The organism is Mesorhizobium sp. M0136 (assembly GCF_040322515.1).
Lineage (GTDB): Bacteria > Pseudomonadota > Alphaproteobacteria > Rhizobiales > Rhizobiaceae > Mesorhizobium.
Genome location: NZ_JAMYTP010000008.1, coordinates 233,860 through 259,293 on the forward strand (window position 1 = coordinate 233,860; position 25,434 = coordinate 259,293).

The 25,434-nt window shown below is 62.8% G+C and carries 25 protein-coding genes; 12 read left to right on the top strand and 13 right to left on the bottom strand.

Annotated features, from left to right (window positions below):
- Position 1: 1 nt before the first annotated feature.
- The 6 genes from NKJ35_RS12635 to NKJ35_RS12660 all read right to left on the bottom strand — a co-directional run bounded on the left by NKJ35_RS12635 (position 2) and on the right by NKJ35_RS12660 (position 5,858).
- Positions 2 to 325 (bottom strand): YnfA family protein, encoded by a 324-nt coding sequence (locus NKJ35_RS12635; protein WP_352647376.1) that lies wholly within the window; start codon positions 323 to 325, stop codon positions 2 to 4.
- Between the two features lie 82 nt (positions 326 to 407).
- Positions 408 to 1,697 carry a cyclopropane fatty acid synthase gene (locus NKJ35_RS12640; RefSeq protein ID WP_352647378.1) on the bottom strand — a complete coding sequence of 430 codons (1,290 nt, stop codon included), beginning with the start codon at positions 1,695 to 1,697 and terminating at the stop codon, positions 408 to 410.
- Positions 1,698 to 1,850: 153 nt separating this feature from the next.
- On the bottom strand, positions 1,851 to 2,435 hold the full coding sequence (gene rplI, locus NKJ35_RS12645) for a 50S ribosomal protein L9 (protein WP_254820243.1): 585 nt from the start codon (positions 2,433 to 2,435) through the stop codon (positions 1,851 to 1,853).
- 214 nt (positions 2,436 to 2,649) lie between these two features.
- The gene (rpsR, locus tag NKJ35_RS12650) at positions 2,650 to 2,898 is read right to left on the bottom strand and encodes a 30S ribosomal protein S18 (protein ID WP_006203718.1); all 249 of its coding nucleotides are present in this window, start codon (positions 2,896 to 2,898) and stop codon (positions 2,650 to 2,652) included.
- Positions 2,898 to 3,389, bottom strand: coding sequence for a 30S ribosomal protein S6 (gene rpsF / locus NKJ35_RS12655; protein WP_254820244.1), 492 nt, complete (start codon positions 3,387 to 3,389; stop codon positions 2,898 to 2,900). The genes rpsR and rpsF overlap by 1 nt, the downstream gene beginning before the upstream one ends.
- Positions 3,390 to 3,932: 543 nt before the next feature.
- Positions 3,933 to 5,858 (bottom strand): LTA synthase family protein, encoded by a 1,926-nt coding sequence (locus tag NKJ35_RS12660; protein ID WP_352647379.1) that lies wholly within the window; start codon positions 5,856 to 5,858, stop codon positions 3,933 to 3,935.
- A 247-nt stretch (positions 5,859 to 6,105) separates the two neighbouring features.
- Between NKJ35_RS12660 and fabD the strand changes: the two genes are divergently transcribed.
- From fabD to gmk, 7 genes are all read left to right on the top strand, one after another.
- Entirely contained in the window at positions 6,106 to 7,086 is a 981-nt protein-coding gene (fabD, locus tag NKJ35_RS12665; protein WP_352647381.1) for an ACP S-malonyltransferase, read from the top strand.
- A gap of 44 nt (positions 7,087 to 7,130) precedes the next feature.
- The gene (fabG, locus tag NKJ35_RS12670; RefSeq protein ID WP_352647384.1) at positions 7,131 to 7,868 is read left to right on the top strand and encodes a 3-oxoacyl-[acyl-carrier-protein] reductase; all 738 of its coding nucleotides are present in this window, start codon (positions 7,131 to 7,133) and stop codon (positions 7,866 to 7,868) included.
- 187 nt (positions 7,869 to 8,055) lie between these two features.
- A complete protein-coding gene (locus NKJ35_RS12675) occupies positions 8,056 to 8,292 on the top strand; it encodes an acyl carrier protein (RefSeq protein WP_006203723.1) in 237 nt (78 codons plus the stop codon).
- Positions 8,293 to 8,326: 34 nt separating this feature from the next.
- Complete coding sequence (gene fabF, locus NKJ35_RS12680; RefSeq protein WP_254820314.1) at positions 8,327 to 9,589, top strand: beta-ketoacyl-ACP synthase II; 1,263 nt, start codon at positions 8,327 to 8,329, stop codon at positions 9,587 to 9,589.
- 93 nt (positions 9,590 to 9,682) lie between these two features.
- Positions 9,683 to 10,903 carry an endolytic transglycosylase MltG gene (mltG, locus tag NKJ35_RS12685; RefSeq protein WP_352647386.1) on the top strand — a complete coding sequence of 407 codons (1,221 nt, stop codon included), beginning with the start codon at positions 9,683 to 9,685 and terminating at the stop codon, positions 10,901 to 10,903.
- Between the two features lie 139 nt (positions 10,904 to 11,042).
- Complete coding sequence (locus NKJ35_RS12690) at positions 11,043 to 11,933, top strand: YicC/YloC family endoribonuclease (RefSeq protein WP_023677702.1); 891 nt, start codon at positions 11,043 to 11,045, stop codon at positions 11,931 to 11,933.
- A gap of 33 nt (positions 11,934 to 11,966) precedes the next feature.
- The gene (gmk, locus tag NKJ35_RS12695; protein WP_254820312.1) at positions 11,967 to 12,623 is read left to right on the top strand and encodes a guanylate kinase; all 657 of its coding nucleotides are present in this window, start codon (positions 11,967 to 11,969) and stop codon (positions 12,621 to 12,623) included.
- Here the strand turns inward: gmk and NKJ35_RS12700 are convergent, their stop codons facing one another.
- The 7 genes from NKJ35_RS12700 to lptF all read right to left on the bottom strand — a co-directional run bounded on the left by NKJ35_RS12700 (position 12,624) and on the right by lptF (position 20,667).
- Complete coding sequence (locus NKJ35_RS12700) at positions 12,624 to 12,917, bottom strand: DUF1330 domain-containing protein (protein WP_352479236.1); 294 nt, start codon at positions 12,915 to 12,917, stop codon at positions 12,624 to 12,626.
- Between the two features lie 75 nt (positions 12,918 to 12,992).
- Entirely contained in the window at positions 12,993 to 13,823 is an 831-nt protein-coding gene (rsmA, locus tag NKJ35_RS12705; RefSeq protein WP_352647388.1) for a 16S rRNA (adenine(1518)-N(6)/adenine(1519)-N(6))-dimethyltransferase RsmA, read from the bottom strand.
- Between the two features lie 69 nt (positions 13,824 to 13,892).
- Positions 13,893 to 14,912: a 4-hydroxythreonine-4-phosphate dehydrogenase PdxA gene (gene pdxA / locus NKJ35_RS12710; RefSeq protein WP_352647390.1), complete on the bottom strand. Its 1,020-nt coding sequence runs from the start codon at positions 14,910 to 14,912 to the stop codon at positions 13,893 to 13,895.
- A gap of 13 nt (positions 14,913 to 14,925) precedes the next feature.
- Positions 14,926 to 15,852, bottom strand: a complete 927-nt coding sequence (locus NKJ35_RS12715; protein WP_352647392.1) for a peptidylprolyl isomerase — start codon at positions 15,850 to 15,852, stop codon at positions 14,926 to 14,928.
- Between the two features lie 113 nt (positions 15,853 to 15,965).
- A complete protein-coding gene (locus NKJ35_RS12720; RefSeq protein ID WP_352647393.1) occupies positions 15,966 to 18,383 on the bottom strand; it encodes an LPS-assembly protein LptD in 2,418 nt (805 codons plus the stop codon).
- The gene (lptG, locus tag NKJ35_RS12725) at positions 18,383 to 19,468 is read right to left on the bottom strand and encodes an LPS export ABC transporter permease LptG (protein ID WP_352647431.1); all 1,086 of its coding nucleotides are present in this window, start codon (positions 19,466 to 19,468) and stop codon (positions 18,383 to 18,385) included. Before lptG ends, NKJ35_RS12720 begins: the two co-directional genes overlap by 1 nt.
- A complete protein-coding gene (gene lptF, locus NKJ35_RS12730) occupies positions 19,465 to 20,667 on the bottom strand; it encodes an LPS export ABC transporter permease LptF (RefSeq protein ID WP_352647395.1) in 1,203 nt (400 codons plus the stop codon). Before lptF ends, lptG begins: the two co-directional genes overlap by 4 nt.
- Before the next feature lie 354 nt (positions 20,668 to 21,021).
- Here lptF and NKJ35_RS12735 point away from each other — a divergent pair, with 354 nt between their 5' ends.
- The 5 genes from NKJ35_RS12735 to NKJ35_RS12755 form a co-directional block, all read left to right on the top strand.
- Positions 21,022 to 22,188, top strand: coding sequence for a flavin-containing monooxygenase (locus tag NKJ35_RS12735; protein WP_352647396.1), 1,167 nt, complete (start codon positions 21,022 to 21,024; stop codon positions 22,186 to 22,188).
- A 73-nt stretch (positions 22,189 to 22,261) separates the two neighbouring features.
- On the top strand, positions 22,262 to 22,645 hold the full coding sequence (locus NKJ35_RS12740) for a VOC family protein (protein WP_352647397.1): 384 nt from the start codon (positions 22,262 to 22,264) through the stop codon (positions 22,643 to 22,645).
- An 81-nt stretch (positions 22,646 to 22,726) separates the two neighbouring features.
- The gene (locus tag NKJ35_RS12745) at positions 22,727 to 24,223 is read left to right on the top strand and encodes a leucyl aminopeptidase (protein WP_352647399.1); all 1,497 of its coding nucleotides are present in this window, start codon (positions 22,727 to 22,729) and stop codon (positions 24,221 to 24,223) included.
- A gap of 38 nt (positions 24,224 to 24,261) precedes the next feature.
- Positions 24,262 to 24,711, top strand: coding sequence for a DNA polymerase III subunit chi (locus tag NKJ35_RS12750; RefSeq protein WP_352647401.1), 450 nt, complete (start codon positions 24,262 to 24,264; stop codon positions 24,709 to 24,711).
- Between the two features lie 120 nt (positions 24,712 to 24,831).
- Positions 24,832 to 25,434, top strand: a 603-nt coding sequence (locus NKJ35_RS12755) for a phosphotransferase (protein WP_352647403.1), incomplete at its 3' end; no start/stop codon positions are given.

Sequence of the window (25,434 nt, forward strand, 5' to 3'; positions counted from 1 at the left end):
CTTAGACAGTCCGAGGTGAGAGCAGAATGACCGAGGCGCCAACGATGCAGATCGCGGCACCGGCAAGATCCCAGCGGTCGGGGTGCACGCCTTCCGCCAGCCACAGCCAGGCCAGCGAGGCGGCAATGTAGATGCCGCCATAGGCGGCGTAGGCCCGGCCCGCCGCGCTGATGTCGACCAGCGCCAGCAGCCACGCGAATAGCACCAGCGAGACGAGACCGGGCGCCAACCACAGCGGCGATTTTTCCAGCCGCCACCATGCCCAGAACGAAAAGCAGCCGGCGATCTCGGCAAGTGCGGCAGCGACGTAGAGGAGGTAGGTCATAAAAAAGGTCCCGCGTTGACGGGAGCCTTTTCAGCGTGCCAGTCGGCAAATGGCAAGCGGCAATGGCGCGATTGCCGGCCGTCTACTCCGGATCCACCATTTTGCGGCGGCGAGCGGGCTTGGCCGCCGGAGCCTTTTCACGACGTCCAAGATCGCGCATCTCCAGCGCCTTCTCACAATTGGCCATGTAATCGCGCGTCATCGGCAGCGTGTCGTTCTTCTTGGCAATCTGGATCTGGAAGATCACCAGATCCTGCCAGCGGAAGGCAGCTTCCGAGGCGGCAAGATAGAACTCCCACATACGGCAGAAGCGCTCGTCATAAATCGCCTTGGCCTTGTCGCGGTTGGCGGCGAAGCGTTCGCCCCAATGCTTCAGCGTCTCGGCATAATGCAGCCGCAGAACCTCGATGTCGGTGACGACGAGCCCCGATTTTTCGATGGCCGGCATCACTTCTGAGAGCGACGGAATATAGCCGCCCGGGAAGATGTATTTGCGGATGAAGGCGCTGGTCGCCCACGGCACGCCGGAGCGGCCGATCGTATGCAGCAGCATGACGCCGTCCGGCTTCAGCAGCGTCGCCGACTTGTCGAAGAAGGTGCGGAAATGATTGACGCCGACATGCTCGAACATGCCGACCGAGACGATGCGATCGAAACGTTCATTGAGTTCGCGATAGTCCTTGATGTCGAAATGAACCCGGTTTTGCAGGCCTTGCGCATGGGCGCGGTCGGTGGCGACGCCGTGCTGCTCGGTCGACAGCGTCACGCCCTGTACGTCGACGTCGAACGCCTTGGCGAGATAAAGCCCAAGCCCACCCCAGCCGGAGCCGATATCGAGCACCGTCTGGCCGGCCCTCAGCCTGAGCTTGGCGGCAATATGGCGCTTCTTGGCCGCTTGTGCCTCGTCGAGGGTCATATCCGGCTGCTCGAAATAAGCGCAGGAATATTGCATGTCCTCATCGAGGAAGAGGCGGTAGAGGTCGCCCGACAGATCGTAATGGCGCTGCACGTTGCGGCGCGCCCGCGACGCCGTGTTGATCTGCTGCAGGCGCCGGAAGGCGTGGCGCAGACCTTCGATCGCTTTCGACCAGGTGGCATCGATACCGCCGCTGCCCATGTTCTGGAACGCAATGCGCATCACCCCCAGCACGCCGCCTTCGAGAATGTCGAGTTCACCGTCCATGTAGGCTTCCGGCACCGCCAGCATCGGATCGAAAGTGATGGCGCGCTCGGCATGCCTTGTCTTGATATGCATGTGCACCGGCTCGCCGCTGCCGTCACCGAAAGTCACCATCGAGCCTTGCGGCCCTGTCACCTTGAGATTGCCTGTGCGGACCAGGCGGTCGAGAATGCGTTTCAGCAGAATATTCATGACCAAATGTCCCCTCTCGGTCAGACAGGCTGTCTTATTCTGCATCAAGATATAGGGGTTCGAAAAGTTCCATTTGGCATAAAAATGCCCGGGTACGAGGCCCGGGCATTGGTCCAGAATAGCGATTAGCCGGCGAATGCCGACGAATGACGATCAGCCGTTGTCTTCGCCGCCCTCGAACTCCGCATTCGGATCGAAGAAGTTTTCCGGCCGCGCATTATCGTTGATGTCCTCGCCGTAGATGGCTTCGGCGGTTGTCAGCGTTTCGCCCTTGGCCTGGCGCTCCGCTTCGTCGGCCGTGCGGGCAATGTTGAGCGTGATGGTAACCTCGACCTCCGGATGCAGCGCGATCGCCACATTGGTGACGCCAATGGTCTTGATCGGCTGGTTGAGCAGGATCTGGTTGCGGTTGACCGAAAAACCTTCCGCCGTCACCAGCTCGGCGATGTCGCGTGTCGAGACCGAACCATAAAGCTGACCGGTCTCGCCGGCCGAGCGCACGGCGATGAAGCTCTTGCCGTCGAGCTTTTCTGCAATCTGCGCGGCCTCGGACTTGCGCTCCAGGTTGCGGGCTTCCAGTTGCGCCCGCTGTCCCTCGAACTTCTTCTTGTTAGCTTCGTTGGCGCGCAGCGCCTTGCCCTGCGGCAACAGGAAATTGCGGGCGAATCCGTCCTTGACCTTGACGGTGTCGCCCATCTGGCCGAGGCGGGAAACGCGTTCGAGAAGAATGACTTCCATGGTTTTGTTCCTTCGCTTGGGCGCTATCCTCAGGATCGGCGCCGAGTTGTCTGGAACAGGTCAGGAAGCTGGGGCGTCGCCGCCTGTGTCGCTGTCCTGCCTGTCGCGGCAGTTAGGATCTCTTGTCGAAATCCAACCCGGAATTTGGTGTTCGATCCGGCTACGCCCGTCGTGGCCGGTGACAAAAAGCGGGCGGCGAACCGCCCGCGTAGATTTAGCGGACCACGTAGGGCAGCAGGCCGAGGAAGCGGGCACGCTTGATCGCCTTGGCGAGTTCGCGCTGCTTCTTCTGGCTGACGGCGGTGATGCGCGATGGCACGATCTTGCCGCGCTCGGAGATGTAGCGCTGCAGAAGCCGCACGTCCTTGTAGTCGATCTTCGGCGCGTTGGCGCCAGAGAACGGGCAAGTCTTACGGCGGCGGTGGAAGGGGCGCCGGGTTGGGATCTGGTTGATGTCGACCATTATTCTGCGGCTCCTTCAAAGCCTTCGCGCGGACGGCGCGGGCCACGATCGGCACCGCCATCGCCGAAGCTGCGCGGCGGACGATCACCACGGTCACCGCGATCGCGGTCGCCGAATGAGCGCGGGCCACGGTCGCGGTCGCCGAAGCCGCCGCGTTCCGAGCGCTCTTCGCGCTTCTGCATCATTGCCGACGGACCTTCCTCATGCGCATCGACCTTGATGGTCAGGAAACGCAGTACGTCCTCGGACAGACCCATCTGGCGCTCCATTTCGTTGAGCGCGGCCGGCGGGCAGGTGATGTCCATGAGTGTATAATATGCCTTCCGGTTCTTGTTGACCCGGTAGGTGAGGGACTTCAGTCCCCAGTTCTCGACCCGGCCGACGGACCCGCCATTCGCGGTGATGACGCCCTTGTACTGTTCGACAAGCGCATCGACCTGCTGCTGCGAGAGGTCCTGCCGAGCAAGAAACACATGTTCGTATAGAGCCATAGTGTTCGTGCCTTTCTTCGTTTCTCTCCCGGTTCCCGGCGGCAAAAGCCTCTGCAACTTCTCTGACCCGCAATCCTTGCGAAGGCGGGGAAGAAAGGAGCATGACGAGACGGTCGAGAGCGGAGACACGGGAGGCGGAAGCACTTCCGGCTTCACACGAAGGTTTCGAAAAACCTCCGGCCCTCCGTTCAGCCCCCAGCAAGGACCGGCAGATTGCGGGCGTCTATACAGGAATTTGGCCGCAAGGCAAGGGCAAACGGCCGACGTGTCGTAAGCAGATGAGTTGCACGCGAGTTGTCCGGTTTTATTGGGCTGCTGGCCTCATTCGCAAGGTCTTATGGATTTCCTGCCCGGACCCAAGGATGTTTTCCGGCATTTCGCCTGACAAAACAAACCGGATGCCCTGTTCGTATAATCGCGGGAGACGATCGAGGTAACGCCAACAAATCGAACAGCTCTACGCAGTCGGCAATCAGCTGCAACAATTCCCGTCTCTCGACGGCACGATCGGAGTTCGCGCATCACGCTGCAACTTCAGCTGCCTCAGCTCGTATGTGCAGCCACTTTGCCGGTGGTTTCGGGGAAGAAATCGGGCGCCGCATGGCGCTTGCCGAACATCATGTCGTATTGCAGCAGACGGAAGTCGCGGATTGCCGGATCGATCTCTTTCTGACGCGACCAATCGGGGGTGGCGTCGCCCCCCGGTGCCAACAGCAAATTGCGGTCGATGACGCGGTAGCGCTCTCGCAGTTGGCCGAGGAAGCCGGTGTAATAGGGATGGCTGATGCCGGCCGTTTTCAGGATATGGTAGGGCAGGAAGGCCGGGCTGACGGCGCCCAGATCCTCGGCCGGGCCGCTGCGGTTCGACCAGACGATCAATGGCGTCTCGTGGTGCTGCAGCATCTGGTCGGCCGGCTCCTTGCGCGGCGCGACATTGTCCTTCAGGAAACCGGTCTCGACGTAGACCGGCCCAAGCGGCGGCAGGTGATCGCCGAAGAATGCGATGACGGTCGGCCGCTCGCGTTTCTTCGCCCATTCGATCAGCCGCTCGAGGCCGCGGTCCGCATCGGAAGAGCCTTCGGCGTAGCTCAACAGCGATTCACGTGCCCATTGGCTGATCGGCGCCTGCACCTTGTGGGTCGGATTGTTATAGCGATACGGCTCATACGGCCCGTGGTTCTGCAGGCTGACGGCGAAAAAGAAGACCGGCTCGGCGCTGGTATCGGCTTCGCGGATGATCTCGTCGGTCATCGCTGCGTCCGACGCGAGCGGTCCGCGCTTCTGCATGGGCGGCAACGTCTCCTCGGACTTGAAGTCGTTGAAGCCGAAATCGGCATAGACGGCCCCCCGGTTCCAGAACCAGTTGGTGCCGGGATGGATGGCGCGCGCTCGATAGCCCTGACTTTTCAGGAAGGTCGCCAGCGAGGGAGTCGGTGTCCGCACATATTGCTGGTAGGGAATGCTGCCCGCCGGCAGGAAGGCGTTGGAAAAGCCGGTCAGGGCCTCGAACTCGATGTTGGCCGTCATGCCGCCGAACTCCGGCGAGAACATGTAGCCCGTGCGCAGTGCCCGCACATTGGGGATAGGGTCGGGTGTGATGGTGACGCCGGGCAGCTTGGTCGGATCCCAGAAGGATTCGCTCATCACGACGATGATGTCGGGCTTCTCGGCAGGTACCGAGGCGATCACCTGCGGTTTGCCGATCGCTTCGATTGCCTTGTCGGAATAGCCGGGCGGCGCCGAGACATGCGCCATCGGGACGTTCAGCGCGAAGGCGAGCGCAAAACCGTTCGAGGCATAGTTTTCCTTCTGGTCCCACATAATCGGGATGATCTGCAGCCGGTCGCGCGTCCACGAGAAAGTGGCATAGTCCATGATGGAGACGAAGAAAGCGATCAGCGGCACCGTCAGCGTCAGCCGGGCAAGGCGGCCCTTGTGGCTGAGCGCCGGAACGCGGCGGCGCCATAACCGCCAGCCATAGACGAGCAGCGACAGCCCGCCGACGATGCCGATCGCCAGGGCAATGGCGGTTCCCGGGCGGTCGCGGACCAGGAGCGGCATCAGTGCCACGATCTGCCGGGAATAGAGGAAATCGGTCGGATAGAGCGGATCGCCGAGATAGAGCGACTTCTGGTGGCCGACGAACGCCAGCGACAATGTCAGCGGCGCGACGATCATCAGGCTTTGATGGCTGCGGCCGAGCACGGCGTCGAGGCCGATGAGGATCAGCGCAAAAATGATGATCGTGGTCCAGCCGGGTTTGAAAGGCTGCAGAAAGAAATCAATGGTGCCGGCAAAGTTGCCGCGCACGATCAGTTCGATGGCAAACACCAGGATGGCCGCAGCCAGCAAGCTGATAAGGCCATAGCGGATGACAGGCCATCTGCGCGCCGGCAGATAGCCAGTCGACGGATCGCCTTCAAGAAACTGTGGCGCCGCCTCGGCTGCGCTCTGCTTGGTCTTTGCCACTTCAATAGTTCCCCGGCCCGCAACAAAGGCGTCACTCGATTGTCATCGAACTGTCACGCAAAGCCTAGCGCCTGCGGCGGAAATAAGAAGAGCCAGCAAACAAATCGTGAGCGGTTTTCATCATGAGTGATCGCCAAAAAGCCTGCCGAAACAGGCACTCGGCCGACGCTGAGCGGTCAAGGTTGGACTTGACTTGGGCGCACGCCTTGCGTCACAGGCAGCGAGAACCAGCAGCTGGGAGCCGACGATGGCCATCGCATTCACCTTTCCGGGGCAGGGCAGCCAGGCCGTCGGCATGGGCAAGGACCTCGCCGATACTTTTGTGGAATCGCGGCGGATCTTCGAGGAAGTCGACGACGCGCTCGGTGAAAAACTATCGCAGCTGATCTGGGAAGGCCCGGAAGAGACGCTGACGCTGACCGCCAATGCCCAGCCGGCACTGATGGCGGTGTCACTTGCCGCAGTCCGGGCGCTGGAGGCGCGCGGCTTCTCCCTGAACGGCAAGGTCACCTATGTCGCCGGCCATTCGCTCGGTGAATATTCGGCACTTGCGGCCGCTGGTTTCGTTTCGGTCGCCGACGCCGCCCGGCTGTTGCGTATCCGCGGCAATGCCATGCAGGCGGCTGTACCGGCCGGCGAGGGCGCCATGGCGGCGATCATCGGGCTGGAACAGGCCGACGTCGAGGCCGCTTGCGCAGAGGCCGCCCAGGGCACCGCCAGAGATCCCGCGCAAGCCTTGGTGTGCCAGATCGCCAACGACAATGGCGGCGGCCAGCTGGTGATCTCCGGCGCCAGGCCGGCGGTCGAACTGGCGGCGAAGCTATGCACGGAGAAGGGCGCCAAGCGGGCGCTGATGCTGCAGGTCTCGGCGCCCTTCCATTCGGCATTGATGAAGCCTGCGGCCGAGATCATGCGGGAGGCGCTGGCCGCCGTGACTAAGAGTGCGCCCGCCGTGCCGCTGGTCTCCAACGTTACGGTGACCCCGACGAGCGATCCCGACGAGATTGCCCGCCGCCTCGTCGAACAGGTGGTCGGGCGCGTGCGCTGGCGCGAAACGGTGGAGTGGTTCGGCAGCAACGGCGTTGCGACGCTTTACGAAGTGGGCGCCGGCAAGGTGCTGTCGGGGCTGGCCCGCCGCATCAACCGCGATATTGCCACCACTGCCATCGGATCCGCGGCGGATGTCGAGGCGGCGCTGGGGCGCTTGCATAATCAACTGGCGATTTGACCCCGCTCCATGCAAAGGGTGTTCGCTCAGATCAGGAGGCAAGAATGTTCGAATTGACCGGCCGCAAGGCGCTCGTCACCGGCGCATCGGGAAGTATCGGCGAGGCGATCGCCCGCGTGCTGCACGGCCAGGGCGCCATCGTCGGCCTGCATGGCACACGTATCGAGAAATTGGAGGCGCTGGCCGCCGAACTGGGCGACCGGGTCAAGCTTTTCCCGGCCAATCTTTCCAACCGCGACGACGTCAAGGCGCTCGGCCAGAAGGCGGAGGCCGACCTCGAAGGCGTCGACATCCTCGTCAACAATGCCGGCATCACCAAGGACGGGTTGTTCGTGCGCATGGCTGACGCCGACTGGGATAGCGTGCTCGAGGTCAACCTGACCGCCGTGTTCCGGCTGACCCGCGAGCTTACCCATCCGATGATGCGGCGCCGCCATGGCCGCATCATCAACATCACTTCAGTGGTTGGCGTCACCGGCAATCCCGGCCAGACCAATTACTGCGCCTCCAAAGCCGGTATGATCGGCTTTTCCAAATCGCTGGCGCAGGAGATCGCCACCCGCAATATCACCGTCAACTGCGTCGCCCCGGGCTTCATCGAATCGGCGATGACCGCCAAGCTCAACGACAAGCAGAAAGAGGCGATCATGGCGGCGATCCCGACCCGGCGCATGGGCACGGGCGCCGAAGTCGCCTCTGCCGTCGCCTACCTCGCTTCCAACGAGGCAGCCTACGTCACCGGCCAGACCATTCATGTGAATGGCGGCATGGCAATGATCTAACACTTGGGAAAACGCTTCATTCCGTCTTGGATGCACGGGATTTTTCGTGTAATGCCGCCCGCAACCCGGCGGTTCGGGCAAAAACCGGTCCTGTTCCGCTGCGTTTCCGGCAGGACCATCTTTCAGCTTGATTAGCGGCATTCTGCCCGCTAACGAAGACAGACAACCAAAAGACGAGGATGCCCAAATGAGTGACACCGCAGAGCGCGTCAAGAAGATCGTCATCGAGCACCTTGGCGTCGATGCCGACAAGGTGACGGAGCAGGCGAGCTTCATCGATGATCTGGGCGCGGACAGCCTCGACACGGTCGAACTTGTCATGGCGTTCGAAGAAGAGTTCGGTGTCGAGATCCCGGACGACGCCGCCGAGACCATCCTGACTGTTGGCGATGCGGTGAAATACATCGACAAGGCCTCGGCCTGACGCTATTTGCAGTCATCACCGAGGAGGACCTGCGATGAGGCGTGTCGTCGTCACGGGCCTTGGGCTGCTTTCGCCGTTCGGCATGGGCTTCGAGCACAGCTGGAAGGAGCTTCTGACCGGCCGCAGCGCAGCCAAGCGCATCACCGAATTCGAGGTGGAAGACCTTGCCTGCAAGGTCGCCCACGTCATTCCGCGCGGTGACGGCTCCAACGCCACTTTCAATCCTGAAGCCGTTCTCGAGCCGAAGGAACTGCGTAAGATCGGCGATTTTATCCTGTACGGGATCGCGGCCGCCGACGAGGCACTCAAGGATTCCGGCTGGCAGCCGAAGACGCACGAGGATCAGTGCGCCACCGGCGTGCTGATCGGTTCGGGCATCGGCGGCATCGAAGGCATCGCCGAGAATGCGATGATCCTCAAGGAACGCGGCCCGCGCCGCATCAGCCCGTTCTTCATCCCCGGCCAGATCATCAACCTCGTCTCCGGCCAGGTCTCGATCCGGCATGGGCTGAAAGGCCCAAACCACGCCGTCGTCACCGCTTGCTCGACCGGTGCGCACGCCATCGGCGACGCCGCCCGCCTGATCATCTGGGGCGATGCAGACGTTATGGTCGCAGGCGGCGCCGAAGCGCCGGTGACGAGACTGTCGATCGCCGGGTTCGCCGCTTGCCGCGCGCTCTCCACCGAGCGCAACGACGCGCCGCAAACGGCCTCGCGCCCCTATGATCGCGATCGCGACGGCTTCGTCATGGGCGAGGGCGCCGGTGTTGTCGTGCTCGAGGAGCTCGAACACGCCAAGGCCCGCGGCGCCAAGATCTATGCCGAGGTCACCGGCTACGGTCTGACCGGTGACGCCTATCACATCACCGCGCCTGCCGAGGATGGCGACGGCGCTTTCCGTTGCATGACAGCGGCGCTAAACCGGGCGAAGCTGACGCCCGCAGATGTCGACTACATCAACGCGCACGGCACATCGACCATGGCCGACACGATCGAACTCGGCGCCGTTGAGCGGCTGGTCGGCAACGCCGCCTCTAAGATATCGATGTCGTCGACCAAATCGTCGATTGGCCACCTGCTGGGCGCGGCTGGTGCTGCCGAGGCGATCTTTTCCATCCTCGCCATTCGCGACAACATCGCGCCGCCGACCATCAATCTCGACAATCCGGAGCGCGAAACGGCGATCGACCTGGTGCCGCACAAGCCGCGAGCCCGGCAGATCGACGTGGCGCTGTCCAACTCCTTCGGCTTCGGTGGCACCAACGCCTCGCTCGTCTTCCAGCGCTACAATGGCTGACCGCTCTGCCGGTTTCCGTCTGCCGTCAATTTTGCCATATTCGCCCCTACTCTGCCCGAGGGGATTCGTCGCAAGATCAAATGGTAGGGCGCTATGAACACAAATCCGGCCGATAACGGGGAATTTGGGCAACGGCCAGCAACGTCCGGCCCGATCGTGCCGAAAACGGCCAGCGAGGCGTTGCGGCCCGAGGCCGGCACGCCGCCGCCGAAGCGCTCGCGTGCCTCGCGCAGCCAGTTCGTTGTGTTCATGAACTTCGTCATCTCTTCGGTGATGCTTATGGTTCTGGCGGCAGGCGTTGCGCTGTATTTCGGCAAGCAGGAGTTCAACGAGCCCGGTCCGTCGGCCAATGGGGACACTTTCCTGGTCAAGCCGAATAGCGGCGTCCAGGAGATCGCCGACCAGCTTGAGCGGCGAGGACTGATCAGCGACGCCCGCATTTTCCGCCTTGGCGTGCGCGCCTTCGGCAATGATTCCGCCCTGAAGGCCGGCGAATACGAGATCAAGCCGCAGGCGTCGATGCACGACATCATGGAACTGCTGAAGAGCGGCAAGTCGGTGATGTATTCGCTGACTATCCCCGAGGGGCTGACGGTGGAGCAGGCGCTGCAACGGATCGCCGAGCAGGACGCGCTGACCGGCGATATGCCGTCGACCACTCCACCTGAGGGCAGCCTCGCCACCGACACGCTGCGCTTCACCCGCGGCGCAACACGCCAGCAGATGGTTGACAAGCTTCTGGCCGACCAGAAGAAGCTGGTCGATGAGGTCTGGCAGCGACGAGCGCCGGATCTGCCGATCGCCAATGTTGAGGATTTTGTCACCCTGGCCTCGATCGTCGAGAAGGAGACCGGCAAGGGCGATGAACGCTCGCGCGTAGCCGCCGTCTTCCTCAATCGGCTGGCCAAGGGTATGCGGCTGCAGTCGGACCCGACTATCATCTACGGCCTCTTCGGCGGCAAGGGCAAACCCATCGACCGCCCGATCTATCAGTCGGACATCCAGAAGCCGACGCCCTACAACACCTATCTGATCAGCGGTTTGCCGCCGACGCCGATCGCCAATCCCGGCCGTGCGGCGCTGGAGGCCGTCGCCAATCCGTCGAAGACCAGCGATCTCTACTTCGTCGCCGACGGCAGCGGCGGCCACGTCTTTGCCTCGACGCTCGATGAGCATAACGAGAATGTCGCTCGCTACCGGGCACTGCTGAAAAAGCAGGCGCAGGACGCCGCCAAGGCCGGGGCAACCAATACCGGAGCCGACACGCCGGCGGGAGCCATCGTTGACGATGCGGGCGCCACCGCCGCCCAGTAGGGCCGGACGCCATCAGGTTGGCCCTGTGCATGTCCGGGTGGATGTGCAAGGGCTGCTATGGCATTAAAATTCACATGATCCTGCCCGGAAAGAAAATCGCTCCGGCTTGAGGGCATTCGGCAAAGGGACACACGGCTACATGAACTTGCAGAGCATGACCGGTTTTGCGCGCAGTGTCGCCGAACACGACGGCACTTCGATTGCCTGGGAAGCCAAGTCCGTCAACGGCAAAAGCGTCGAGGTCAGGCTGCGGCTGCCGCAAGGTTTCGACCGGCTGGAGCCGGCCGTCCGGCAGACGGTGCAAAAGCGTTTTGCGCGCGGCAATTTTCAGATGACGCTGACCATTGGCCGCGCCGCCGGCGCGCAAGCGCAACCCGTGGTCAACGAGGCTTTCCTGAAGGATCTGGCGGGCTTGGCCAAGCGGCTGCAGGAGCAGTTCGGGGTAGCCCCTGCGGCGGCCGACGGGCTGCTTGCGCTGCGCGGCGTCCTCGACATTCCCGAAACCATCGAAACCGAAGAGGCGCGCAGTGCGCTCGATACCGCGATACTGTCGGCGCTGGAAGCAGCACTGAACGGGCTGCAGCAGGCGCGCCAGGGCGAAGGTGCCGCACTTCGTTCCCTGCTGTCCGGCCATATCGATGCCATCGAGGCGCTGACGCTGCGGGCCGAGGCCGATCCATCACGCGAGCCGGCCACGATCCGCGAAAGGCTCGCCGAGCAGATCCGCCTGTTGATGGACGCGTCCGCCAACCTGGACGCCAGCCGGCTGCATATGGAAGCGGCGTTTCTGGCCACCAAGGCCGACATACGCGAGGAAATCGACCGGCTGAAGACGCACGTGGCGTCGGGGCGGGCGCTGCTCGCCGGCGGTGGCGCCATCGGCCGCAAGCTCGATTTCCTGGCACAGGAATTCAACCGCGAATCGAATACGCTGTGTTCCAAGTCGAATGCTGCCGCGGTCACCGCCATCGGGCTGGAGCTGAAGGCGGTCGTCGACCAGTTTCGCGAACAGGTCCAGAATCTGGAATGATCCCGATGCCAAGCCACATGACTGCCAAGCCCCATGACCGCTAGGGATTTGGGTTCCCGCATTCGGCGCCGCGGGCTGATGCTGGTCTTGTCGTCGCCGTCAGGCGCCGGCAAGTCGACGATTGCACGCAATCTGCTGGAGAGCGATTCCAGCCTCGAATTGTCGGTCTCGGTCACCACGCGGCCACGCCGCGGCAGCGAGATCGAGGGCGTCCATTACCACTTCCGCACCATGCGCGAGTTCGAGCGGCTACGCGATTCCGATGCGCTGCTCGAATGGGCGGAGGTGCACGGCAATTGCTACGCGACGCCGCGCGAGCCGGCCGAACAGGCGCTGGCCGAAGGCCGCGACATGCTGTTCGACATCGACTGGCAAGGCGCTCAGCAGCTCAAGGAGAAGATGCGCGCCGACATCGTCTCGATCTTCATCCTGCCGCCGTCGATGAAGGAATTGAAGGCACGGCTGAAGCGTCGCGCCGAGGACCAGGAAGCGGTGATCGAGACGCGTCTCAAGAACGCCCGCAACGAGATCGAGCACTGGAAGGAGTATGATTTCGTCATCGTCAACGACGATCTCGACCGCGCTTTCGCCGAGGTGCGCGGCATCGTCACCGCCGAACGGCTCAGACGCGATCGCCGGCCGGGCCTGTTCGATTTCGTCTCGGGGCTGCTCGATGAGAAGACGGATTGATCAAGGCGCTGTCCCCGCGACCAGGATCAGATTGCGGCTGAGCGCGGCGTCGCGCAGCTCCAATGCCGCGGCATATTCGGCGGAGCGGTACCAACGCCGCGCCGTGTCCATGTCGGGGAATTCCACGATGATCAGCGGCCCGGGAGACCAGTCGCCTTCCAACCTTTCCACCTCGCCGCCGCGTACCAGATAGCGCCCGCCATGCTGGGCGATGGAGGCAGCCGCACGGGCGCGGTAGGCTTCGATAGCCTCGGCGTCACGGATCGTGACGTCGGAAATGACATAGGCGGCCACTGTTTGTCTCCGGGCAGGGTTTGTCCGGCTATCTATGCCATGAGAGCGGAAATTCCACCCGGAGGCTTCCCGGCATCACACCGCGTTGGTCAGGCGAACGAATTCCTCGACGCTGAGCGTCTCCGCACGCCTGGTCGGATCGATGCCGGCGCGGGTGAGCAGTGCCTCGCCGCCGAGGCTTTTCACGCTCTGCCGCAGCATTTTCCGGCGCTGGCCGAATGCCGCTTCGGTGACGCGGCTAAGCCGCTTGACCTCTGCCGGCAAGGGGCTGGCGCGCGGCACTAGATGCACCACCGAGGACGTCACCTTGGGTGGCGGTGTGAACGCCTGGGGCGGCACGTCGAAGACGATCCTCGCCTCCGTCCGCCAGCCTGTAAGCACGCCGAGCCGGCCATAGGCCTCGCTGCCGGGGCTGGCTGCAATGCGTTCGGCGACCTCGCGCTGGAACATCAGCGTCATCGACGCGTAGAAGGGCGGCCACTCGGTCACGGTCAGCCAGCGGATCAGCAATTCGGTGCCGATATTATAAGGCAGGTTGGCAACGATTTTCACCGACCCGCCGCTTCTTTTGGCAAGCGCTGCAAAATCAGTTTTCAGCGCATCGCCGGCCACGATCTCGAGCCGACCCGGATAGTGGTTCGCGATCTCGGCCAGGGCCGCCAGGCAGCGCTCGTCGCGCTCGATCGCGACGACCCGCCGGGCGCCGTTGAGGAGCAGGGCCCGAGTCAGCCCGCCCGGACCGGGACCGACCTCGATAACCGTAACGTCGCTCAGGTCGCCGGCGGTCCGCGCAATCTTGCTTGTCAGGTTAAGGTCGAGCAGAAAATTCTGGCCGAGTGCCTTTTTTGCCTGCAGCCCATAGCGCTCGATCACCTCGCGCAGTGCCGGCAGGCCGTCTATGCTCATCGGGCTGGGCTCATCGGGCTGGGCTCGTCGGGTTAAGGCCATCGAATTGGGCTCATTGGGCCCAGTGGCCTACGGCCTTTTCCCGGTATCGGCAAGCAGGCGAGCGAGTTTCAGCGCCGCAATCAGGCTGTCGGCACGGGCAATGCCCTTGCCGGCGATGTCGAAGGCGGTGCCGTGGTCGGGCGAGGTGCGGATGAAGGGCAGGCCGAGCGTGACGTTGACTGCCTCGTCAAACGCCAGCGCCTTGGCGGGGATCAGCGCCTGGTCATGATACATGCAGAGCACCACGTCATAGCCGGCGCGGGCGCGAGCGTGAAACAGGGTGTCGGCCGGCAATGGCCCGAAGGCTTCTATTCCTTCCTGCCTCAGCCTGTCGATCGCCGGGCGCACGATCCGCTCGTCTTCGGTGCCTATCGCGCCGCCTTCGCCGGCATGAGGGTTGAGGCCGGCGATGGCGAGCCGCGGCTTGGCAATTCCGAAGCGGTTTGCAAGGTCGGCGGCGGTGATGCGGCCGGTGGCGACGATCAGGTCGGTCGTCAGCGCCTTCGGCACCTCGGCCAGTGCGATGTGAATAGTGACCGGCACGGTGCGCAGGTCCGGACCGGCAAGCAGCATCACCGGCGTCACTTCGGTGCGGGTGTGAAGCGATGCCAGATGCGCCAGATATTCGGTGTGGCCGGGAAAGCGAAAGCCGGCATCGTAGAGCGGCTTCTTGGCAATGGGGCAGGTGACGACCGCGGCAGCGCGGCCGGCCAGGCAGTCGGCAACGGCGCGGTCGATCGCCTCGATGATTCCGGCGGCGTTGGCTGGATCCGGGCGGCCGGGACTGTCGACGAAACGGGCGGAAAGCGCCACCACCGGCAGCGCGCGCGAAAACATACTAGGCGCTAGCGCCGGCGTCGTCTCGGCAATCGCGATATCGGTGCCGAGCCCGTGCGCCCGCGCGGCAATCAGCGCCGGATCGGCAAGGAGATAAAAAGACGGAACGCCGGCGCTGTCGCGGGCCTGCCAAGCGGCGATGGCGATGTCCGGCCCCACGCCGGACGGATCGCCGACGCTCAACGCCAGCGGAAGCTCTGCGTCAGGCACGGCGATGCCGACTTCAGCGCTCGATGATGCGGGCTTTCTTCCGCAACTCCTCGACGTATTTCTTTGAGAGCTCGTCGGCGTTCTTGTCGCTCGAGCCCTCGCTCTGGAACACCATCTGCGCGACTTTGTCGTCCGACACTTCGCGCGACGAGCAGATGCCGACGAATTCGACGCCGCGGTCGGTCTCGCGCGTCGCGGTGGCGCCGCCGACCTTGGTGGCCTTGATCTGCTCGGCCCAGTCCGGCGGCAGTTGCGGCGCCAGCACCCGGCCGAGGTCGCGAACGGTGACATCGATCAGGCCCTTGGCGAATTCGCGGGTGGTGTTGCAGCCGTTGAAGCGGGCGCGCATGGCATCGGCTTCGCGCTTGCGCTTGGCCAGCGTCGCGCTGCGCTCGGCTGCCGGCACGACGAAGATGACCTGCTGCAGCATGTATTCGGTGGCGCTCGGCTTGCTGCCGCCTTTTTCGAGCATGCGCTTGACGACGTCCTGCTCGCTTATGGCGCCGCCCCCGTCGGCGGAGCGGTAGCGCGCGGACAGCGCCTGGTTCCAGGCCATCTGCGCTCGGATGAATTCCTTGAAGTGCTCCTTGGTGACGCCTGATTGCGCCATCACACCGTCAAGCTGCTTGAGCTGCATCTTGTTGTTCGTGGCGAAACGCTGATAGGCGGCATCGACCTGCGCATCGCTGATGCGGATGCCTAGGCGCCGAGCCTCGGCCGAGCGCAGCGTCTGATCTATCATTTCCTGGCCGGCATCGCCCTTTCTGCGCTGCAGGCGCAGGAAAGCGGCCCGATGCTGGATGTCGCCGGTGGTGATCGGTACGTTGTTGACGACGTATTTGATCTCGGTGGCGAAAGCCGGCCGCGTCACTGCGGTGGTCGAGAACGCCACCAGCAGCGCGAACCCTGCCGAAAAGAGGTATTTCCTCATCGAAAGCATCCCAGTTCCATCCCGATTCGACCCAACCCATCCCAGTTTAGGTCGCCGAAATCCGTGCCTGCTCTATGCGGCGAAACAATGTCGTCCGCCAGCCACCCCGTTGCCGACTGCCGTTATTGGATGGTGTCGATGGAGCGTTGCGACGAGCCGAAATCGCCGAGCGTGCGGAACGACAGGTTGAAGCCGACGTTCTGCGACACTTCCCTGGTGTTAAGGTCACGTCTTTCCGAAAACGTCATCAAATAGGTAAAGCACGAATCACTATAGGCAAAGCCGACGCCGTCCTTGACCAGCACGCTCTGCTCAAGATCATATGTGCCGGTGCCAAAGACGCGCCAGTTCTCGGCAAGATGCGTCGAGGCGCCGAGCGTGACCTCATGGCGATCCGTGGAGAAGCCATAGAGCGGCTGTGCCTGGATGAAGGCGTATTTGGCGCTCAGCGATACCGGCAGGCCTGAAAAGGCGGCCTTTACCTCAGCGCGGCGGATCTCGAAGCTCTGCTCGTCGAAACGGCCGCTGACCGAGCCGGAAAATCCGCTGGGGCTGTTGAAGCCGACAAGGCCGACATAGTCGGAGGTTGCAGTTTCAAGACCCGAATAGGCACCGACGTTGACCAGATCCGGCGTGCCGAACGAGTTCTGGCCGCCGAGCTGGTAGGATTGGCCGAACACCGCATTGGTGCCCCAGCCATTGTCGTATGCGCCGGAATAGCGGAGCCCGACATTGGCGCGTGTGCCGCCTTCCATGCGGTCATAGCCCGAGAATTTGTCGCGCTCAAACAGCGTCGTGGCGTCGAAGACGAAGCTCTGGGCGTCCTCGTTGGGAACCGCCAGCCCGCCGACATATTGCTCGTTCGGACGCATGAATACTTGCGCCATCGGCTCGAAGACATGGCTGGAACTGGTCATCGAGAACAGCACCGGCCAGCGCATCTCAAGGCCGGCGGTCGCCATGAAGCGGGCAAGCGATGAACGCATATCGTCCTCGACGCCGAGATTGGTCGCCATCTGGTTGATGGCGTCGAGCGAGGCGGAGGAGGCGTTGACATAGCCGGCGTCGCCGCGCAGCGCCAGGAGCGGCGTCAGCAGCAGCCCGCCATCGGTGGTGAAGGTGCGCTTCCATTCGGCTTCCGCGGTAAGGCGGCCGGATTGACCGTCGATGCCGCGAACGTTGTTGACGGACGAAGGGATGCCCGAATTTGCAAGAGCCGTATCGAGCCTGTCGCGGTCTATGACCCGCGCGTTGACGTCGAACGAGAGCTGCCCGCCGGCCACCGGCATGTCGGGGATATAGGCGTAGTCGAGCGAGGGCAGCACCCAGGGCTGCTTGGCGGCGCGTGCGGTCGGATCGCTGGCGAGCGTGTCTTCCTGAACGTCGAAGTGCATGGCGCGCACATCGAAGTAATTGCGATCGTTGAGTCCCGTCAGATACACCTCGGAGCGGTGCACGCTGTCGTTGAAGCCATCGATGTCGTAAGTGCGCGCGAAATTCTTGTCGCTCTGCAGCAGGATGTCCCAACCGAAGTCCCAGCGCGGGTTAATGGCGAACTGGCCCTGGGTGCCCATCATGCCGCGGAACCTGTTCGGGTCGCCTTCGGTACCCGAATTCACGTTGTGGCCATTGTCGTCGATGAAGGCGTCGGGATTCTCCTGCCGGATGCCTGCAATCTTCAGGCTGTACTGACCGTTGTTGAAGCGCTGCCTCCACTCGGCCTCACCGAGGAAACCTTGCTTGGTATAGCCGCTGCCGGTGACAGTGAGATCGTAGGTCGGCGAGAGCGCGAAATAATAGGGGACTTTAACACCCACGCCGAGGTCGCTCTTGTAGGCGAGGCCGGGAATCAGGAAGCCGCTCTTGCGCTTGACCGTTGGGTCGGCGATCTCGAAAGCCGGCAGATAGGCCAGCGGAAAGCCGAAGAACTCGAAGTTCGAGTTTTCGAAGCGAACCGTCTTCTTCTCGCCGTTCCAGATGATCTTCCTGGCCTTGATACGCCAGGTCGGCGCTTTGTCGGGCTTGTCCTCGCACGGCTCGCACGCGGTGTAGACGCCATTGTGGAACGTCGTCAGCACGCCGCCCATGCGTTCCGCGCTTTCGGCGGCGAAGTAGGCCTTGTCTATGGTCTCGACCCGCAGCGCGTTGACGAACCCATCGGCGAAATCGTCAGTGATGTCGGCGTGCTGCGAATAGATTTTGGTGCCGTCGCTATTGACGAGTTCGACATTGCCGCTGGCGACGAGGCGTTTGGTGTTGCGGTTGTATTCGACCCGCTGGGCGACGAGACGGTTGCCGCCGTAGTCGATCTGGACGCCGCCGACGGCCGTCACGGTCTGCTTGTCGTTGTCGTAGACCAGCGTATCGGCTGCCAGCAGCATCTGCGTGCCACTCGGAACCTTCGTCGCCAGGTCACTGACGTCCTGGGCAAAAGCCGGAGCAGCCGGGGCGACGCTGGCAAGCAGGCATGCCAAGGCGCTCGCCGCAGAGAGGCGTGCCAAACCGGCGTGCCTATGGCTGCGCAAAACCGCCTCCCTCACTAGCCGTCTTCCTTGTATAGCAGGAATGTCACCCCGAAGAACATAGCCACGACAACCGGGACCCAAGCCGCTACGGCTGTGGGTACGAATCCCGCTACGCCGAATGCCTTGACCAGCACCGAAACGACATAAAGCAGAAAGCCGGCCACGATGCCACCCAGAATCATCGTCGCCGACTGCCCCATCCTCGCAAATCGCATTGATACCGTTGCCGCAATCAGCGTCATCGCGACAAGCAGGAAGGGCAGCGCCACCAGGGAATCGAACTGCATGGCGAAGGCATTTGCCTTGAGGCCGAAGGAGCGGGCCACTTCGACTTTGCCGGGCAAATCGTAGAAGGGGATAGTCTCAGGGCGCGCCAACCGCTCTTGCACGAATTCCGGCTTGAGATTGGTCGGCAGCCGATCGCTGGGTAACGACTGGATGGTGCCGTCCCGGAATATCTTGACGTCCTGCAATTCCCAGTAGCCGTCCCGCAAAAAGGCGCGCGCCGCATCCTTGCGCTCGATGATATCGCCTTGCGGACTGAAGCTGAAGAAGACCGCGTCGGCCATCTCCAGGCCTTGATCGAGAATGGCGCGCGCTCCGATGATGGTATCGCCGGAACTGGTTTTCTGCCTGATCCAGGGTGCGGCATCGGCCGAGACCGTATTCGACTTGCCCGAACGGAGTTGGGTCTCGATCTGCTCGGACCAGGAATAGGCGTGCGCCGCTATCGGATTGATGACGCCGACCGACAAGGCACCAAACAGCAGCGCCCCGATGCAGCATGGCAGCAGGAACTGCCATGCTGAAACCCCGGCGGAACGGGCGATGACCAATTCATATTTGCGGTTGAGCGACACCAGGGTCGCCATCGCCGAGAACAGGCCGACGAACGGCACCGTCTGCAGCATGATCATCGGCATCCTGAGCCCGGAAATGGCGAAGGCAGTCCCGTAAGTGAAGCCCGGCACGCCGGTCGTGCGGCCGGAAAGCTCGGTGAAATCGATCAGGAACACCAGCGCCAGAAGGCCGATGAAGAACCAAATGGTGATCGTCACATAGCGAAAGAAGAAGTACCGACCCAGAGTCCAGCCCATCAGCCGGCTCCCTGTCCGGATGCGCCGCGCCCGGCAAAACGGAGCTTGATGGCGCTCCAGCCCTCACTGAAGCGGCCGGCAAGATTGGTCACCCAATCGGCCCAGGCAACAGGCAGTTCCATGGTCCGGTTGGAAACAATGAACCAGATGGCGATCGCCGATGCCACGATCGGGACGCCGTAGACCATATAGGCATATTGCGGCACCTTGTCGGCCTTGCCGGCGGCAAAGAACCCGAGCCAGCGCACGAACAGCGCGATCGCGATTGCCGTGATCAGCGGGTGCACACGCGCCTCACGATGCGAGCGTGCATCTCCGGCGACGGCGAGCGCGATCAGCGCGAAGACGAGCGAATAGGACCACTCTGAAAAACGCTGGTCGAGCTCGGCCAGGTACCTGTTCGGCTTTTGCTGGTACATCTTGTCGTTCGGACTGGGATTGAGCAGATACTGGGTCGTCCGGTCCTTCGGCAAAAGCAGGATGTCGGATGATGCCGACATGAAAGCGGAAAAATCGAAGGCATAGGAGGTGAACCGGATCACCGAGAGGTCGCCGGTCATGGTTTTGCGATGGATCACCCCGTCATTCATCATCAGCACCTTCTCGTCGCCGCGTTCGATGATGCTGCCGGACTTGGCATAATAGACGAGATTGACGCCCTCTTCGCGCGAATCGGCGACGAAGATGCCGCCGAGGCGATTGTCGGGAAGCCGTTCGCCAACCTGCAGGAACAGGCCGTCATCGATCTTGCGGAAGGTGCCTTCCTGGATGATCAACGACAACAGATCCGCACGCGAAGATGCTATCAGCTCGCGGTTCTTCTGGCGCGCGTAGGGGTCGACGCCATTGTCGACCGCGAACGAAAAAACGCTGGCTGCGAGTGCCAGAAGCATGATCGGCCTGACGATTGTCCAGCGTGAAGCGCCGGCGGCATTGATGACGGCGAGCTCCGAATCCGAATTCATCACGCTGAGGATCTGGGCGACCGCGACCACCAGGGCGAACGGTACGACGATCGGAACGATCGTCGGGATGATCAGCGCTGCGACTTCGAAGAAGGTGAGGGCCGACTGACCGCTATCGGTGACGAGGTCGATGCGGGCGAGGACCTGAGTCGTCCAGACGATCGCCAGCGTCCAGACGAGCGCCAGCGCGAATACCGCGAAGGCACGGCGCATGATGTAACGTTCAACGACCTTCATGAAGGCTTTTCTCGGCGATTTCGAACGGCATCATGCCTTGGAACAAGGTAGTCGTCCGGCGCCGGCTGCACAACTGGCTCAGTTTGGCGGTTCGATCCGGGTTCTGTCCCGTATCGTACATTCCGCTGGGCCGGAGTGTCGGCGGCAATGGATAAGAAAAGGCGAACATTGTTGGTTAACAACAGGTTGCGGCTGGAAGCGGGGCCGTGCCGCGACGAATCGTGGGTGGTTCGATATCGCATATGGGAGCGATTTCGGCCAAAGTCTTGTCAAATGCGGCAAAACGACCAAATGTCGCGCCGGTCGCGACCGCCGCGGCGTGATAAGACGGGTCAGGATCTGTTGAGCCCCAGCATGGAAGCGGAAAAATTGCGCAGTCAAACCGGTCGAGAAACCGTCTTTGACGGCGCGATCGTGGTCGGCGCCGGCGCGGCCGGCCTTGCCGCCGCCCACGCCTTGATGAAGGCCGGCGTACCGACGCTCGTCCTGGAAAAGGAGAGTCGGCTTGCCGAACCCTGGCATCGGCGCCACCAGCGGCTGCACCTCAATACCCATCGCGATCTCTCGACGCTCCCCGGTGTCGGCTATCCCGCAGGCACCCCGGTTTTTCCGCATAAATCGGCGGTCATTCGCCATCTGAACGATTTCAGCCAGACGCATGGTCTGCCGGTCGCATTCGGCGTTGCCGTTGAAGAGGTCACGTTCGACGGCGATCACTGGACCGTGCGGACGAACGCCGGACGTCGTCTGGCGCGCCATGTCGTCGTCGCCACCGGGCGCGACCGGCAGCCGTTTATTCCCGCGTGGAAAGGCACGAAGGATTTTGCAGGCCGGATTATCCATTCGGCCGATTTTGGCGATGCGAAGGACTACGCCGGCAAAAGGGTGCTGGTGGTCGGTGCCGGCAATTCGGGTTTCGACGCACTCAATCATCTTGCGAATGCAGATGCCCAAAGCATCTGGCTGTCGGCCCGCAACGGCCCCTCTCTGCTGCCGAAACGCATCGGCAAGGTCGCCGTCCACAGGCTTTCACCGTTAATGGCGAGCTTGCCGGTGCGGCTGGCCGATGCGGTGATGGCGACAACCCAGCGCCTGGTTTTCGGCGACCTGACGAAATTTGGGCTTCCGCCGGCTCCCACAGGCGGTGCGAGCCGTCTGAGCGCCGACTACACCGCGATCGCAGCCGACGACGGCGCGGTTCGCGCCATCAAGGCAGGCACGATCGTGGTGGTGCCGCCATTGCGGGAATTTAGCCAAGACGGCATCGTGTTGAATGACGGCAGGTTGATCACGCCCGATATCGTCATTGCAGCGACCGGCTATCGCACCGGTCTGGAGCAGATGGTCGGCAAGCTCGGCGTTCTCGACGGCAAGGGCGTTCCGCTTTTCAACGGCGGCGATGCCGATCCGAAATTGCCCGGCCTGTGGTTTACCGGCATGCGGCCGAGCATTCGCGGTTGTTTCGCCAATGCCCGCATTCAGGCCAGGGCGATAGCGGCGCGGATTGTCAAGCAGCGATAGTGAGCAGGGCTATGCCGATTGTACCGCCCGCAATTGACACGCCTTGTTGGAGCGTGCTCGAACCGAAAGGTCAATGATCATGACGCCAGTCAGCATTCGCTACATGGTCGATGATGTCGCCACCTCGATCGATTTCTATTGTGGACAACTGGGCTTTACCGTCGAACAGGACGCGCGACCGGCTTTTGCCTCCGTCACGCGCGGCGCGTTACGGCTCCTTCTAAGCGGACCCGGCAGTTCGGGTGCACGGGCTATGCCGGATGGCAGGCAGCCGGTGCCGGGAGGCTGGAACCACATCTTGTTGGTGGTGCCGGACCTGAAAGAAGAGGTCGCGCGCCTCAAGAGTGCTGGACTTGTCTTTCGCAACGATATCATAACGGGCGTCGGCGGTTCGCAGACCCTGCTCGAAGACCCATCGGGCAATGTCATCGAGCTGTTTCAACCCGCCGCTCACTGACGCAACAACACGGCACCTTTCGGTCCGACCAATCGAACGCCTCTCGCGATAATCCAACGCACTTCCCGAAAGCAGGACATCATGAATTCGAGACCCTCGATCGCCTTCGCCAAAATCGCCGCGCCCAAAAAGGGCAGCGTTTTCGTTCTGGCGGCCGACGAGGGCGACCTCAGCGATGCCGCCAGGGCTTGTGATCCGGCAAAGACCCTCGATCGGGCTTTTCCGGTCGCCGACTTCACTGGCAAATTCGCCAGCCTGGTCGAAGTGCTGGCACCGGAAGGGACATCGCTCGATCGGCTGGTAGCGGTCGGTGCCGGCAAGGGCTCCAATCTCGATGATTATGGTTGGCTGAAGCTCGGTGGCACGATTGCCGCGTCCTTTCGCAAGGCAACCGAAGTGGCCGTCGTGCTCGATCTTCCCGGTGCCGCCATCAGCGGCAGGCAAGCCGTTCAGCTCACAGCAGGCATCCTGCTGCGCAGCTATTCCTTCGACAAGTATAAGACCAAAAAGAACAATGGTGACGACAAGCGCGAGCCAAAAAAGCCGGTCAAGGTGACTATTCACACCGCCGATCCGGCAGCTGCAAAGAAGGCCTTCGCCGATGAAGCGGCGGTGATCGACGGTGTCTTGCTGGCGCGCGATTTGGTCAATGAACCGGCCAATGTTCTGGGGCCGGTGGAATTCGCCACCCGCATCGCCGAACTGGAGGCGCTCGGCGTCACGGTCGAGATCCTGGCCGAGAAGGAGATGAAGAAGCTCGGCATGGGTTCGCTGCTGGGCGTAGCGCAGGGCTCGCCGCGTGGCGCCCGCATCGCGGTCATGCGGTGGGACGGCGGCAAGGCCAAGGAAAGCCCGGTCGCCTTCGTCGGCAAGGGCGTCACCTTCGACACCGGCGGCAATTCGATCAAGCCGGCATCGGGCATGGAGGACATGAAGGGGGATATGGGCGGCGCTGCTGCCGTCACTGGGCTGATGCACGCGCTAGCCGCGCGCAAGGCGAAGGTCAATGTCGTCGGTATTGTCGGGCTGGTCGAAAACGCCGTCGATGGCCACGCTCAGCGACCGGGCGACATCGTCACCTCGATGTCGGGCCAGACCATCGAAGTGCTCAATACCGACGCCGAGGGCCGCTTGGTGCTGGCCGATGCGCTGTGGTACTGCAACGACCGCTTCCAGCCGAAATTCATGATCAATCTGGCGACGCTGACCGGCGCCATCATGGTCGCGCTCGGCCAGCATTATGCCGGCCTGTTTTCCAACAATGACGAGTTGGCGGACCGGCTGACGGCGGCCGGACAGGCGACGCAGGAGCGGGTGTGGCGCATGCCGCTCGGTGCCGAATACGACAAACTGATCGATTCCAAGAATGCCGACATGAAGAACATCGGCGGCCGCCACGGCGGCGCCATCATCGCCGCGCAGTTCCTGCAGCGTTTCGTCAAGGACACGCCCTGGGCGCATCTCGACATTGCCGGCACCGCTATGGGCGCGCCCTCCAACGAGATCAACCAGTCATGGGCTTCCGGCTTCGGCGTCAGGCTGCTCGACCGGCTGCTGCGCGATCATTACGAGCAATGAGCGGCTGGGGCGGGATTCCGAAAATGTAGACTGAACGCATGGCCGAGATTCTATTTTACCACCTGACCGAATCGACGCTGGAGGATGCGCTGCCCGGCCTCCTGGAGCGCAGTATCGATCGCGGCTGGCGCGCCGTGGTACAGACCGGCACCGAGGAACGGCGCGACGCGCTGGACCAGCATCTGTGGACTTTCCGGGACGATTCGTTCCTGGCCCACGCAACGGACCGCGAAGCCCGTCCCGCCGAGCAGCCGGTTCTTCTGACCGTCGGCCCTGACAATCCGAACCAGGCGCAGATACGTTTCCTGGTCGATGGGGCGGTGCCGCCGGAGCTTGGCGGCTATCAGCGCGCCGTGTTCCTGTTCGACGGCCACGATGCAGCCCAGCTAGAGGCGGCACGCACGCACTGGAAGACAATGAAGGAGGCGGGCCACACCGTGACCTACTGGCAGCAAACGCCTGACCGGCGCTGGGAACGCAAGGCTTAGAGAATTTTGCCGCCTAGTGGAATCGCTGGCGCCGCAAGAATGCGACTCCAAAAAGATGGACCGCCGGCTATTCAAAAGACCTGAGCAAGCCCGATGCCGCCCGATGAACGAACACCAGGCATGCCGATAGATGCCGCACTTGTTCGCCGGCTGATTGCCGCGCAGTTCCCCAAATGGGCGGACCTGCCGCTAGAGCCGGTCGAGCCTGGCGGCTGGGACAACCGCACGTTCCGACTGGGCGATCGCATGTCGGTGCGGCTGCCGAGCGCCGCCGCCTATGTCGCCCAGGTCGAGAAGGAGCATCGCTGGCTGCCCCGCCTGGCGCCTCACCTGCCTGTGCCGATACCCGCGCCGCTGGCCAAAGGCGCGCCCGGGGAAGGCTATCCATGGCCTTGGTCCGTCTATCGCTGGCTTGGCGGCAGACCTGCGGCTGGTGGACTGATTGCCGATCTTACTGAGTTCGCCCGTTCGCTGGCCGGTTTTCTGGTGGCGCTCCACCGGATCGACGCTGCCGATGGGCCACCGGCAGGGCAGCATAATTTCCACCGCGGCGGCCGGCTTTCGGTCTACGACGCCGAGACCCGAGCCGCGCTCTCGGCGCTCGGTGGCCGCATCGACAGGGCCGCCGCCGAGGCCGTGTGGGCGAGCGCCCCATACGAGCCCAAAGACAGGGAACCCCGCGGGGGGCAATTGGACCCAGCCCAGGGCGAAAAAAAAATCGAA

What these genes read in the sequence shown, in the direction of transcription:
- NKJ35_RS12635 (WP_352647376.1), bottom strand. Translation starts at nt 325, where the DNA reads ATGACCTACCTCCTCTACGTCGCTGCCGCACTTGCCGAGATCGCCGGC.
- NKJ35_RS12640 (WP_352647378.1), bottom strand. Translation starts at nt 1,697, where the DNA reads ATGAATATTCTGCTGAAACGCATTCTCGACCGCCTGGTCCGCACAGGC.
- rplI (WP_254820243.1), bottom strand. Translation starts at nt 2,435, where the DNA reads ATGGAAGTCATTCTTCTCGAACGCGTTTCCCGCCTCGGCCAGATGGGC.
- rpsR (WP_006203718.1), bottom strand. Translation starts at nt 2,898, where the DNA reads ATGGTCGACATCAACCAGATCCCAACCCGGCGCCCCTTCCACCGCCGC.
- rpsF (WP_254820244.1), bottom strand. Translation starts at nt 3,389, where the DNA reads ATGGCTCTATACGAACATGTGTTTCTTGCTCGGCAGGACCTCTCGCAG.
- fabD (WP_352647381.1), top strand. Translation starts at nt 6,106, where the DNA reads ATGGCCATCGCATTCACCTTTCCGGGGCAGGGCAGCCAGGCCGTCGGC.
- fabG (WP_352647384.1), top strand. Translation starts at nt 7,131, where the DNA reads ATGTTCGAATTGACCGGCCGCAAGGCGCTCGTCACCGGCGCATCGGGA.
- NKJ35_RS12675 (WP_006203723.1), top strand. Translation starts at nt 8,056, where the DNA reads ATGAGTGACACCGCAGAGCGCGTCAAGAAGATCGTCATCGAGCACCTT.
- fabF (WP_254820314.1), top strand. Translation starts at nt 8,327, where the DNA reads ATGAGGCGTGTCGTCGTCACGGGCCTTGGGCTGCTTTCGCCGTTCGGC.
- mltG (WP_352647386.1), top strand. Translation starts at nt 9,683, where the DNA reads ATGAACACAAATCCGGCCGATAACGGGGAATTTGGGCAACGGCCAGCA.
- NKJ35_RS12690 (WP_023677702.1), top strand. Translation starts at nt 11,043, where the DNA reads ATGAACTTGCAGAGCATGACCGGTTTTGCGCGCAGTGTCGCCGAACAC.
- gmk (WP_254820312.1), top strand. Translation starts at nt 11,967, where the DNA reads ATGACCGCTAGGGATTTGGGTTCCCGCATTCGGCGCCGCGGGCTGATG.
- rsmA (WP_352647388.1), bottom strand. Translation starts at nt 13,823, where the DNA reads ATGAGCATAGACGGCCTGCCGGCACTGCGCGAGGTGATCGAGCGCTAT.
- NKJ35_RS12715 (WP_352647392.1), bottom strand. Translation starts at nt 15,852, where the DNA reads ATGCTTTCGATGAGGAAATACCTCTTTTCGGCAGGGTTCGCGCTGCTG.
- lptF (WP_352647395.1), bottom strand. Translation starts at nt 20,667, where the DNA reads ATGAAGGTCGTTGAACGTTACATCATGCGCCGTGCCTTCGCGGTATTC.
- NKJ35_RS12735 (WP_352647396.1), top strand. Translation starts at nt 21,022, where the DNA reads ATGGAAGCGGAAAAATTGCGCAGTCAAACCGGTCGAGAAACCGTCTTT.
- NKJ35_RS12740 (WP_352647397.1), top strand. Translation starts at nt 22,262, where the DNA reads ATGATCATGACGCCAGTCAGCATTCGCTACATGGTCGATGATGTCGCC.
- NKJ35_RS12745 (WP_352647399.1), top strand. Translation starts at nt 22,727, where the DNA reads ATGAATTCGAGACCCTCGATCGCCTTCGCCAAAATCGCCGCGCCCAAA.
- NKJ35_RS12750 (WP_352647401.1), top strand. Translation starts at nt 24,262, where the DNA reads ATGGCCGAGATTCTATTTTACCACCTGACCGAATCGACGCTGGAGGAT.